Annotated in this window: 9 protein-coding genes; all 9 read right to left on the bottom strand. The window is 71.2% G+C overall.

Going from position 1 to position 12,064, the window contains the following annotated elements; translation table 11 throughout:
* Positions 1-9: 9 nt before the first annotated feature.
* The 9 genes from prmC to ACGF3J_RS07640 all read right to left on the bottom strand — a co-directional run bounded on the left by prmC (position 10) and on the right by ACGF3J_RS07640 (position 11,966).
* The gene (gene prmC / locus ACGF3J_RS07680; protein WP_064729853.1) at positions 10-855 is read right to left on the bottom strand and encodes a peptide chain release factor N(5)-glutamine methyltransferase; all 846 of its coding nucleotides are present in this window, start codon (positions 853-855) and stop codon (positions 10-12) included.
* Between the two features lie 51 nt (positions 856-906).
* A complete protein-coding gene (gene prfA / locus ACGF3J_RS07675) occupies positions 907-1,983 on the bottom strand; it encodes a peptide chain release factor 1 (protein WP_161330315.1) in 1,077 nt (358 codons plus the stop codon).
* 108 nt (positions 1,984-2,091) lie between these two features.
* A complete protein-coding gene (gene rpmE / locus ACGF3J_RS07670) occupies positions 2,092-2,316 on the bottom strand; it encodes a 50S ribosomal protein L31 (RefSeq protein WP_064729851.1) in 225 nt (74 codons plus the stop codon).
* Between the two features lie 136 nt (positions 2,317-2,452).
* Positions 2,453-3,598 (bottom strand): LCP family protein, encoded by a 1,146-nt coding sequence (locus tag ACGF3J_RS07665; RefSeq protein ID WP_161330316.1) that lies wholly within the window; start codon positions 3,596-3,598, stop codon positions 2,453-2,455.
* 339 nt (positions 3,599-3,937) lie between these two features.
* On the bottom strand, positions 3,938-5,713 hold the full coding sequence (locus ACGF3J_RS07660) for a trypsin-like serine protease (protein ID WP_161330317.1): 1,776 nt from the start codon (positions 5,711-5,713) through the stop codon (positions 3,938-3,940).
* Positions 5,714-5,917: 204 nt separating this feature from the next.
* Entirely contained in the window at positions 5,918-7,984 is a 2,067-nt protein-coding gene (gene rho, locus ACGF3J_RS07655) for a transcription termination factor Rho (protein WP_161330318.1), read from the bottom strand.
* Between the two features lie 411 nt (positions 7,985-8,395).
* Positions 8,396-9,325 (bottom strand): homoserine kinase, encoded by a 930-nt coding sequence (thrB, locus tag ACGF3J_RS07650; RefSeq protein ID WP_161330319.1) that lies wholly within the window; start codon positions 9,323-9,325, stop codon positions 8,396-8,398.
* Between the two features lie 283 nt (positions 9,326-9,608).
* Complete coding sequence (gene thrC / locus ACGF3J_RS07645) at positions 9,609-10,667, bottom strand: threonine synthase (protein ID WP_161330320.1); 1,059 nt, start codon at positions 10,665-10,667, stop codon at positions 9,609-9,611.
* 6 nt (positions 10,668-10,673) lie between these two features.
* On the bottom strand, positions 10,674-11,966 hold the full coding sequence (locus tag ACGF3J_RS07640) for a homoserine dehydrogenase (RefSeq protein WP_161330321.1): 1,293 nt from the start codon (positions 11,964-11,966) through the stop codon (positions 10,674-10,676).
* Between the last annotated feature and the right edge of the window lie 98 nt (positions 11,967-12,064).

Genomic DNA, 12,064 nt, shown 5'->3' with positions numbered 1-12,064 from the left:
GGGCGATGCTCACGGCAGTGCCTTGCGGGCGGTCGCGAACCGCGGGCGGTTGTTGAGGTCGGGGTGGTCGGCCGCGTCGGCCCAGCCCCGCTCCTCGGTGAAGATCCACGGCACCTGGCCACCCTGGGTGTCGGCGTGCTCGACGACGACCACGCCGCCGGGGCGCAGCAGACGGTGCGCGGTGCGTTCCAGGCCGCGGATCAGGTCGAGGCCGTCCTCGCCGGAGAAGAGGGCCATCTGCGGATCGTGGTCGCGGGCCTCGGGGGCGACGTACTCCCACTCGGTGAGCGGGATGTACGGCGGGTTGGAGACGACCAGGTCGACCTGGCCGTCGAGGTCCGGGAAGGCCGCCAGGGCGTCTCCCTGGCGCAGCTCGACCCTGGACCCCTCCATGTTCTTGCGCGTCCACACCAGGGCGTCCTCGGACAGCTCCACGGCGTACACGCGCGAGCGGGGCACCTCCTGGGCGAGCGCGAGCGCGATGGCGCCGGAGCCGGTGCACAGGTCGACGATGCAGGGTTCGACCACGTCCATGGCGCGTACCGCGTCTATGGCCCAGCCGACGACCGACTCGGTCTCGGGGCGGGGCACGAAGACGCCGGGGCCGACCTGGAGCTCCAGGTAGCGGAAGTAGGCGCGGCCGGTGATGTGCTGGAGCGGCTCGCGCGCCTCGCGGCGGGCGACGACCTCCCAGTACCGGGCGTCGAACTCCGCGTCCGGCACGGTGTGCAGCTCGCCCCGCTTGACGCCGTGCAGGTGCGCGGCGAGCTCCTCCGCGTCGGTGCGCGGCGAGGGCACGCCGGCGTCGGCCAGCCGCTGGGTGGCCTGGGCCACCTCCATGAGCAGCAGGTTCACGCTGGTCCTCCGGGGCTGAGCTGTTGTCCGGTGCGGGTGGTGCGGCGGTGCCTAGGCGGCGGCGAGCTTGGCGGCCGAGTCGGCGTCGACGCAGGCCTGGATCACCGAGTCGAGGTCGCCGTCCAGGACCTGGTCCAGGTTGTACGCCTTGAAGCCGACGCGGTGGTCCGAGATGCGGTTCTCCGGGAAGTTGTACGTACGGATCTTCTCGGAGCGGTCGACGGTGCGGACCTGGCTGCGCCGGGCGTCCGCCGCCTCCTTCTCCGCCTCCTCCTGCGCCGCCGCGAGCAGCCTGGAGCGCAGGATACGCATCGCCTGCTCCTTGTTCTGCAGCTGGCTCTTCTCGTTCTGGCAGGAGGCGACGACCCCGGTCGGGATGTGCGTGATGCGCACGGCGGAGTCGGTGGTGTTGACGGACTGGCCGCCGGGCCCGGAGGAACGGTAGACGTCGATGCGCAGGTCGTTGGGGTTGATCTCGACGTCGATCTCCTCGGCCTCGGGCGTGACGAGCACGCCGGCCGCGGAGGTGTGGATCCTGCCCTGCGACTCGGTCGCGGGCACCCGCTGCACGCGGTGCACGCCGCCCTCGTACTTCAGCCGCGCCCAGACGCCCTGGCCGGGTTCGGTGGCGCCCTGGCCGCCCTTGGTCTTCACGGCGACCTGGACGTCCTTGTAGCCGCCCAGCTCGGACTCGGTGGAGTCGATGACCTCGGTCTTCCAGCCGACCCGCTCGGCGTAGCGCAGGTACATGCGCAGCAGGTCACCGGCGAACAGGGCGGACTCGTCGCCGCCGGCGCCGGCCTTGATCTCCAGGATGACGTCCTTGTCGTCGCTGGGGTCGCGCGGGACGAGCAGGAGGCGGAGCTTCTCGGTGAGCTCGTCGCGCTGCTTGTCCAGCTCCTTGACCTCGGCGGCGAAGTCGGGGTCGTCGGCGGCCAGCTCGCGCGCGGTCTCGATGTCGTCGCCCGTCTGCTTCCAGGAGCGGAACGTGGCGACGATCGGGGTCAGCTCGGCGTAACGCTTGTTCAGCTTGCGGGCGTTGGCCTGGTCGGAGTGGACCGACGGGTCGGCGAGCTTCGTCTCCAGGTCGGCGTGCTCGGCGACGAGTTCCTCGACGGCCTCGAACATCTTGGGCTCCTGCACTGCGGGGGAAGGGGAAGGCGGGCGACCAAAAACGCCGGTCCCGGCGCTCCCCCGGGCGGGGGATGCGGCCGTGGACCGGCGGTTGGGGGCTCGCTACTTCTTGGAGCCGGCGGAAGCCTTGCCGAAGCGGGCCTCGAAGCGGGCCACGCGGCCACCGGTGTCGAGGATCTTCTGCTTGCCCGTGTAGAACGGGTGGCACTCGGAGCAGACCTCGGCGCGGACGGTGCCGGACTCGATGGTGCTGCGGGTGGTGAACGACGCGCCGCAGGTGCAGCTGACCTGCGTCTCGACGTACTCGGGGTGGATGTCGCGCTTCAAGGTGTCTCCTAGGTTCGGGAGGGCGCCGGGTCGCCGCCGCGGGGTGCGGGAGCGTGAACCGGGGCCGACGTACCAGTCTGCCAGGACTGGGGTCACTCCCCAAAACCGGGGGCGGCCGTCATCTATTCCGGGGCGGTCAGGATGCGTTCACGACGCCCTTGGCACCGCCGGCTGCGGTGCCCTCGGTGGCGCTCGCGGGGATCGGCCGGTCGTTCTTCAGGGCCGTCCACACCTGCTGTGCCTTGCCCTTCTCCATCAGGACCCGGTTGGCGTCCGCGGGGTCGTAGACCACCGGCATGGTGACCATGTTCATGCCCTCCGGGCTGATGCCCTTGAGGCCGCTCGCGAAGGACATCAGGGAGTTCACCGAGCCCAGCTCGGAGTCGGTGGTCACGGTCTTGGTCGCGGTGTCGGCGAGGTCGTACAGCTTCTTCGGGTTGCCGAGCACGCCGACGTTCTTGACCTGCTCGACCAGGGCCTTGACGAAGGCCTGCTGGAGCTGGATGCGGCCGAGGTCGGAGCCGTCGCCGACGCCGTGCCGGGTGCGGACCAGGCCGAGCGCCTGCTCGCCGTCGAGGGTGTGGGTCCCCGCGGTGAGGTTCAGGTGGCTGTCGGGGTCCTTGATGCTCTCGGTGGTGGTGACCTCGACGCCGCCGAGGCCGTCGATGAGGTTCTGGAAGCCGCTGAAGTCGACCTCCAGGTAGTGGTCCATGCGCAGGCCGCTGATCGACTCGACGGTCTTCACTGCGCAGGCGGCGCCGCCGGTGGAGTAGGCGGAATTGAACATCACGTCCTTGGCGGCGGGCTGCTCGTCGCCGTTGCCGCCGGTGCACGCGGGGCGGTCGATGAGGGTGTCCCGGGGGATGGAGACCACGCTGGCCTTCTTGTGGCCCTTGTGGACGTGCACGATCATCGCCGTGTCCGAGCGCGCGGTGCCGTCGTCGGTGCCGCCGCCCAGCTTGTCGTTGCCGCCGGCGCGGGTGTCCGAGCCGAGCACCAGGATGTTCTCGGAGCCGTTGTCGGCCTTGTCGGGCCGGTCGGCGCCGAGTGCCTGGTCGATGTCGACGCTCGTGAGGTTGCCGTTCAGCTTGAAGTACAGGACTCCGGCGCCGGTGCCGCCCAGGACCACGATGCCCGCGGCACTCCAGGCGGCGACGAGCAGGGCCTTGCGCCGCTTGGCCTTGGGCTTGCGGCGGCGGCCCTTGCCCCGGCGGCCGGGTCCGGTGCCACTGGACTCTCCGGGGCCGGGTATCGCGGGGTCCGGCGTGCTCTCGGCTGACATGGGCTCCTCAGTGTTCGTCCGGTCGGTCTACCCCCTGCGCTCAGGGTCGGGGTCGGTCGGGATCCGGCGGTTTCCACCGGTACCTCACCATCGTCCCCCCATAGCTGAGACGGGGGAACTCGGGACAGGGTTGCACAACGGTCTGTGGTGATCTGGTGGGCAAATAGTCACGCAACGTGTTCACATCGGGAGAGCGCGCGCCGCTGACCTGGGAATCCGGGGACGCCCGCCCGGGTACCCCGCAACGGCCCCGGACTCCCGTCCTGTGGCGAAGGTCGCAGCGCGAAGGGGCCGCCTCCGTACGGAGACGGCCCCTGACGGGCGCGGAAGGCCGCGTGGTCAGCCGAGGAGGTTGAACGCTCCCCAGCCGCCGCCGACCTTGACGCGGGCCTTGAAGGTCGCCGAGCCGGTGGAGCCGGTGCCCTTGTACAGCCACAGCACCCCGGAGGTGTCCCGGGCCAGCAGGTCGGGCCTGCCGTCGCCGGTGACGTCACCGGCGGTGGCGAAGGCGTTGTACGCCGACCAGCCGCCGCCGACCCGGACGCGGGTGCCGAGGGCCGTCGCGGCCTTGCCGGTGCCGGGGTACATCCACAGGACGCCGGAACCGTCCCGCGCGAGCAGGTCGGACCTGCCGTCGCGGTTGTAGTCGCCCTTGCCGGTGATCGTGTACGAGGTCCAGCCGCCGCCGATGCGGGCGCGGGTGCCGAAGAGGCCGTTGCCCTTGCCCGGGTACAGCCACAGGACTCCGGCCTTGTCCTTCGCGACCAGGTCGGGCAGGGCGTCGCCGGAGAGGTCGCCGGGGACGCGGATGTCCGCCATCGTGTTCCAGCCGCCGCCGACGCGGACCGGCTCGTAGCGGTCGTCGCCGTTGAACGCGAAGTCGTACAGCACGCCGTCCGGGGTCCGGTACAGGTAGTCCTGGTAGAAATCGCGGTTCAGGTCGGCCTGGCGCACCAGGCTCAGCCCGCTCCAGTCGCCGAGCGAGACCCGGTCGGCGAGGTAGGGCCACTGGTCGCCGCGCGAGTAGTACTCGTAGGCCTCGCCGCCCGGGGTGCGGGCGAAGAGATCGGCGAGACCGTCGAAGTCGAGGTCGCTGTCGTCGACGCGGGCGTTGATCTCCGCGACGTAGGAGCGGGTCTTGGCGTAGACGCCGTAGGCGCCGGAGGCGACACAGTCCTTGACGCCCCAGGACACGACGCCGGCGATCCGGCCGTTGACCACCAGCGGGCCGCCGGAGTCGCCGTTGCACGGGGAGACCGTGCCGGCGTTCTGGCCGCTGGCCGGGTTCCCGGCGCAGGCCATCTGGCCGGGCACGAAGTCGGCGCCCCAGTACGCGTCGCAGGTGGCGTCCGTGCGCATCGGCACGGTCGCCTTCTTCAGCGTCGGCGAGATGTCCTGGCTGGCGGAGTCGGTGCGCCCCCAGCCGTAGACGGTCGCCGGGGTGCCGTTCGCGTACGAGGCGTTGTCGCCGCTGGACGTGGGCTGGAGCGTCTTGTACGGCAGCGCCTGGTTCAGTGTGAGGACCGCGAGGTCACCGCCCGAGGTGGTGCTCGGCCGGTACGTCGGGTTGACCCACTGGCGGTATACGCCGGCCACCCGGCCGCCGTGCAGGTCGCTGCCGTCCGGCAGCTGGGCCGTGCCGCCGAGGACGGCCCCGTTCGCCGCCCAGTCCAGGCCGTACACGCAGTGCGCGGCGGTGAGGACCTTCGCGGGGGCCACCAGGGTGCCGCCGCAGAAGTAGCCCTCGTCGTCGGCGGTGCCGGAGGTGCCCTTGTCGTCGTAGTAGTGCAGCTGCACCATCCACGGCGCCTCGGTGATGGTCGCGTCCTTACCGCCGATGATCTTCGGATCGACGCGGCCGGACGGGGCCCCGGCCTCCGGGGTGGTCCCCGGCGCGGCGGTGGTGTCGTCCTCGATGGCGGCCCCGGAGCCCTGGATCCGCCGGACCAGCTCGGCGTCCGAGGAGGTGGGCCGCTCGGTGAGGGCGGGCTGCGGCGGCACCGGAGTGGCGCCGGACGCCTGCGCGGGGGCGGTCGAGAGGACCGTGCCCGACAGGGCGAGTGCGGCGGCGGCCGCGGGAAGAGCCAGACGGCGTCTTCGAGGGGTTGAGGTCACTCAGGTCTCCTGTCGCTGTGTACGCAGGCAGGAGAGAAGATCCCGACGGGCACCGGCCCGTGAAGGCAGCACAGATCGCCCCGTGGGCGTATCCGAAAATACGTTCCCCCCCACTGCAGTGCGCTGATCCTACAAGGCGGAAGTCCCGCTCCATCACCCAAGTGACGGAGCGGGACTTCCGGTGCCGAAGACGGCCGGCGGTGACTAGTCGCCGTTGCCCGGAGTGGGGGTCGTCTTCTGGATCTGCATCAGGAACTCGCCGTTCGACTTGGTCTGCTTCATCTTGTCGAGGAGCAGCTCGATCGCCTGCTGCTGGTCGAGGGCGTGCAGCACCCGGCGGAGCTTCCAGGTGACGGCCAGCTCCTCGTTGCCGAGCAGGATCTCCTCCTTGCGGGTGCCGGACGCGTCGACGTCCACCGCGGGGAAGATGCGCTTGTCGGCGAGCTTCCGGTCGAGCTTCAGCTCGGCGTTGCCGGTGCCCTTGAACTCCTCGAAGATGACCTCGTCCATGCGGGACCCGGTGTCCACCAGCGCGGTGGCGAGGATGGTCAGCGAGCCGCCGTCCTCGATGTTGCGGGCCGCACCGAAGAAGCGCTTCGGCGGGTACAGGGCGGTCGAGTCGACACCACCGGACAGGATGCGGCCGGAGGCCGGGGCGGCGAGGTTGTACGCGCGGCCCAGGCGGGTGATCGAGTCGAGCAGCACGACGACGTCGTGACCCAGCTCCACCAGGCGCTTGGCGCGCTCGATGGCCAGCTCGGCGACCGTGGTGTGGTCCTCGGCCGGGCGGTCGAAGGTCGAGGAGATGACCTCGCCCTTCACCGACCGCTGCATGTCGGTGACCTCTTCCGGACGCTCGTCGACGAGGACGACCATCAGGTGGCACTCGGGGTTGTTGTGCGTGATCGCGTTGGCGATCGCCTGCATGATCATGGTCTTGCCGGTCTTCGGCGGGGCCACGATCAGACCGCGCTGACCCTTACCGATGGGCGCGACGAGGTCGATGATGCGGGTGGTGAGGACGCCGGGGTCCGTCTCCAGGCGGAGGCGGTCCTGCGGGTACAGCGGCGTCAGCTTGTTGAACTCCGGCCGTCCGCGGCCGTGTTCGGGCGCCATGCCGTTGACCGAGTCCAGGCGCACCAGCGCGTTGAACTTCTCGCGGCGCTCGCCCTCCTTGGGCTGGCGCACGGCACCGGTGAGGTGGTCGCCCTTGCGCAGACCGTTCTTGCGGACCTGGGCGAGGGAGACGTACACGTCGTTGGGCCCGGGCAGGTAGCCGGAGGTCCGGATGAACGCGTAGTTGTCGAGGATGTCGAGGATGCCGGCGACCGGGATGAGGACGTCGTCCTCGTTGATCTGCGGCTCCTGGATCTCGTCGCGTCCGCGACGGCCCCGGCGGTCGCGGTAGCGTCCGCGACGGCCCCGGCGGCCGCCCTCGAAGTCGTCGTCGTCCTGCTGCTGCTGGCGGTCCTGGCGGCCGCCGCCCTGCTGACGCTGCTGGCCACCTCCCTGGCCCTGCTGGTCGTCGCCCTTGCTGCGGCGGTCGCGCCCGCGGTCGCCACGGTCACCGCGGTCGCCACGGTCACCGCGGTCGCCACGGTCACGGCGGTCGCGGCGGCGGCCCTCGCCGCCCTCGCCCTCGGAGCGGCCGTCGCCCTGACCCTGCTGGCCCTGCGACTGCTGGGCCGAGTCGCCCTTCGGCTCGCGGGTCTCGACGGCGACCGACTCGGCGGACGGGCTGCCCGCGTCGGCGGTGGCGCGGCGACGACGGCGCTCGGAGGGGGCGTCGTCACCGGCGGCACCGGACTGGTCGGCGGCGGGCGAGACCTTGGACGGCTGACCGGGGATGTCGATCTGCTGCTGGGCGGCGGCCTGGTCGGCGGTCGCCTTGTCCGCCTTCTTCTCGGCCTTGCCGGCCTTCTCCGCCTTCTCGGCGGGGGCCTCGTCGCCCGTACGGGACCGGGAGGTGCTGCGGCGCTTCGGCTTGGTCTCGCCGGCGGCGTCCGCGGCGGCAGCGGCCTTGGCGGGGGCTCCCCCGGCGGCCTGCGCCTCCTTGATGACCTCGATCAGCTGGCTCTTGCGCATACGCGCGGTGCCCCTGATACCGAGGCCGGATGCGACCTGTTGCAGCTCGGCCAGCACCATGCCCTCGAGGCCGGTACCGCGGCGCCGCCGGGAGCCGGCACCGCTGGCAGGCGCGGAGGCGTCCGTGGCGGGCGCGGCAGCGGTCTCCTCGACACGTGCGCCCATCAGATCGGTGGTGTCGCTCACGAAGGGTCCTTCCCTGGAGCGGACGTCGGCCTGTCTGGCTCGGCGACCGGTTGTGCTGTCCGGCTTCGGTCCTTGCTGTGCGAACCGTGCCGGGGCGGTGGTCCGCCTGAACGGCGGAAGAGATATCTGGTGATGGCGCGCCCCCTGGCCGTGGCACCCAGTGTCTGTGACACGCGGCGTGGTCGCACCGGTTCCGAAGCGTGCCCGGCGGGCCGCTCAGTGTCCGTGTCGGTCGTACTGCTCACGTACGACATCCACCACACAGTGCGACTTGGGGGGCTCCCGGAAGGATGTCTGTCCCGGACGGGGACACAAAGCACCTCGCCATGGTGGGGTCGGGTGCAGACTTGAGATTAACACTACCGGATCCAACAAACATTCCCCCTCTCGAAATCCGGCAACCCTCCGCGTCTAGGTGTCACTGGGGGTTGCCAGAGGCAGGACGCTCGCGCCCTGCTGGTCCAGGCTCAGCCGGTTGGCCGCCCAGTCCGTCCCGGCCAACGCCTCGACCTTGTCGGCCGTGTCGGCGTCGGCGAGGGCCATCACGGTGGGTCCGGCACCCGAGATCACCGCGGGGATGCCGTCGCCGCGCAGCCGTTCCACCAGCGCCGCGCTCTCCGGCATGGCCGGTGCGCGGTACTCCTGGTGGAGGCGGTCCTCGGTGGCCGGAAGCAGCAGCTCGGGGCGCCTGGTCAGGGCCTCGACGAGCAGCGCGGCGCGGCCGGCGTTGGTGGCGGCGTCGACGTGCGGGACATGGCGTGGGAGCAGCCCGCGCGCGGTCTCCGTCAGTACCGGCTTTCCGGGCACGAAAACCACCGGAACGATGGAATCGGCGGGCTCCATCCTGATCGCGCGGGCCGCGCCGGACTCCATCCAGGAGAGGGTGAAGCCGCCCAGCAGACAGGCCGCCACGTTGTCGGGGTGGCCCTCGATCTCGGTGGCGAGGTCGAGCAGCGCGGCGTCGTCGAGGCGGGCCTCGCCGCCTATGGTCACCGCGCGCGCGGCGACGATGCCGGCGCAGATGGCGGCGGAGGAGGAGCCGAGGCCGCGGCCGTGCGGGATGCGGTTGGCGCAGACGATCTCCAGGCCGCGGGGCTGTCCGCCGAGCAGGTCGAAGGCGGTGCGCAGGGAGCGGATCAGGAGGTGCTTCTCGTCGCGCGGCAGCGTCTCGCTGCCCTCACCGGCGATGTCGATGTGCAGCCCGGAGTCGGCCACCCGGACGACCACGTCGTCGTACAAGCCCAGCGCGAGACCGAGGGCGTCGAAGCCCGGGCCGAGGTTGGCGCTGGTTGCGGGGACGCGCACCCTGACTGCGGCGGCGCGGAACGCTGGACCGGCCATCTCTCGATGACTCTCCTTGAGCTGCGTGGTTTGCCGAATGACAATCGATCTGGCATCCGATGACGTACGGAACCTTCGTGGCCGCCGCTGCCGGCGCGGGCTGGGCGGCATATGCGGCAGGCGGGTTCGGGTACAGCCTATCGAAGGAAGGTTCCGTGGCGACATAGGGCGCACAGGAGGCGCACGATGCGTGTCGCAAGCCCCCTGTGCACCCCCCATGAATGACTTTCCCGGCCGGACGTCGCTTACGCCCTCGTACGCCGGTGGGAGTGGCGTCGCCGGCTCAGACCAGGCCGAGCCGCTCGGCCGCCGTCGCCGCGTCGACCGGGACGGTGACCGGCTGCGGGGCGCCGGCGACGGCCCAGTCCGGGTCCTTCAGACCGTTGCCGGTGACGGTGCAGACGATGCGCTGGCCCGGGTCGACCCTGCCCAGCTCGGCGGCCTTCAGCAGACCGGCCACCGACGCGGCGGACGCGGGCTCCACGAAGACGCCCTCCTGGGAGGCCAACAGCCGGTAGGCGCGCAGGATCTCACGGTCCGTCACCTCGTCGATGGCGCCGCCGGACTCGTCCCGCGCGGCGAGCGCGAGGTCCCACGAGGCCGGGTTGCCGATGCGGATGGCGGTGGCGATGGTGGAGGGGTCCTTGACGACCTCGCCGCGCACGATCGGGGCGCTGCCGGAGGCCTGGAACCCCCACATGCGGGGCGTCTTGGTGCTGACCCCGTCGGCGGCGTACTCGCGGTACCCCTTCCAGTACGCGGTGATGTTGCCCGCGTTGCCGACCGGCAGGACGTGTATGTCGGGCGCGTCGCCGAGCATGTCCACGATCTCGAAGGCGGCCGTCTTCTGCCCCTCGATACGCACCGGGTTGACCGAATTGACCAGCGCCACCGGGTAGTTGTCACTGAGCGCGCGGGCCAGTGTGAGGCAGTCGTCGAAGTTGCCGTCGACCTGGAGGATCTTCGCGCCGTGCACGAGGGCCTGGCCCATCTTGCCGAGCGCGATCTTGCCCTGCGGCACGAGCACGGCGGACACCATGCCCGCGCGCACGCCGTACGCGGCGGCACTGGCGGAGGTGTTGCCGGTGGAGGCGCAGATGACGGCCTGCGCGCCCTCCTCCTTGGCCTTGCTGATGGCCATGGTCATGCCGCGGTCCTTGAAGGACCCCGTCGGGTTCGCCCCCTCGACCTTGAGGTGGACCTCGCAGCCCGTGCGCTCGGAGAGCACCTGTGCGGGCACGAGCGGCGTGCCGCCCTCGCGGAGCGTCACGACGGGCGTGCTGTCGGAGACGGGCAGCCGGTCCCGGTACTCCTCGATGATTCCGCGCCACTGGTGGGTCATTGCTGGTTACTCTCCTTCAACCCGCATGATGCTGGCGACACCCCGCACGGTGTCGAGCTTGCGCAGCGCCTCGACCGTACCGCCGAGGGCGGCGTCGGACGCACGGTGGGTGACGACGACGAGGGATGCCTCGCCGTCCTTGCCGGACTGCCGCACGGTGTCGATGGAGACACCGTGCTCCGCGAACACGGTCGCGACCTGGGCGAGCACGCCCGGTTTGTCGGCCACGTCGAGGCTGATGTGGTAGCGCGTGACGACCTCGCCCATCGGCGAGACGGGCAGTGCGGCGTACGCGGACTCGCCGGGTCCGGTCGCGCCGCCCAGCCGGTTGCGGCAGACGGCGACGAGATCGCCGAGTACGGCGGAGGCGGTCGGCGAACCGCCGGCGCCGGGCCCGTAGAACATGAGCTGCCCCGCGGCGTCGGACTCCACGAAGACGGCGTTGTAGGCCTCGCGCACGTTGGCGAGCGGGTGGCTGAGCGGAATCATCGCGGGATGGACCCGCGCGGTCACCGAACCCCCGTCTGCCGCCCGCTCGCAGATGGCGAGCAGCTTGATGGTGCAGCCCATCTCCTTGGCGGAGGCGAAGTCGCCGGCGGTGACCTCGCTCATGCCCTCGCGGTAGACGTCGTCGAGGCGCACGCGCGTGTGGAAGGCGATCCCGGCGAGGATGGCGGCCTTGGCGGCGGCGTCGAAGCCCTCGACGTCGGCGGTCGGGTCGGCCTCGGCGTACCCGAGGGCGGTGGCCTCGTCGAGCGCCTCCTGGTAGCCCGCCCCGGTCGTGTCCATGGCGTCGAGGATGAAGTTGGTGGTCCCGTTGACGATGCCGAGCACCCGGTTGACCTTGTCGCCGGCGAGCGACTCGCGCAGCGGCCGGATCAACGGGATGGCACCGGCGACGGCGGCCTCGTAGTACAGGTCCTTGCCGTGCTCGTCGGCCGCGGCGTGCAGCGAGGCGCCGTCCTGGGCGATGAGCGCCTTGTTGGCGGAGACGACGGAGGCGCCGTGCTCGAAGGCGGTGGTGATGAGGGTCCGGGCGGGCTCGATGCCGCCGATGACCTCGACGACGACGTCGATGTCCCCGCGCTTGACGAGAGCGGTGGCGTCGGTGGTGACGAGGGCGGGGTCGATGCCCTCGCGCACCCGGTCCGGCCGCCGTACGGCCACGCCCGCGAGCTCCACCGGCGCTCCGATGCGGGCGGCGAGGTCGTCGGCGTGCGTCGTCATGATGCGCGCCACCTCTGAGCCGACCACACCACAGCCCAGCAGCGCCACCTTCAGCGGACGCGTACGCATCATCCGACCTCGTTTCCTCATACCGTCTACGGTTGGACCAGTCTCACGCACCGGACGGGATTTTCTGCCTTTCGTCCGGATCGTGAGACGTTTATTTCATT

Origin of the sequence: Streptomyces sp. NPDC048171, assembly GCF_043202655.1 — a bacterium.
GTDB lineage: Bacteria > Actinomycetota > Actinomycetes > Streptomycetales > Streptomycetaceae > Streptomyces.
Note: the sequence above shows the minus strand (reverse complement) of the source record. Positions and strands in the feature narration are given on the sequence as shown.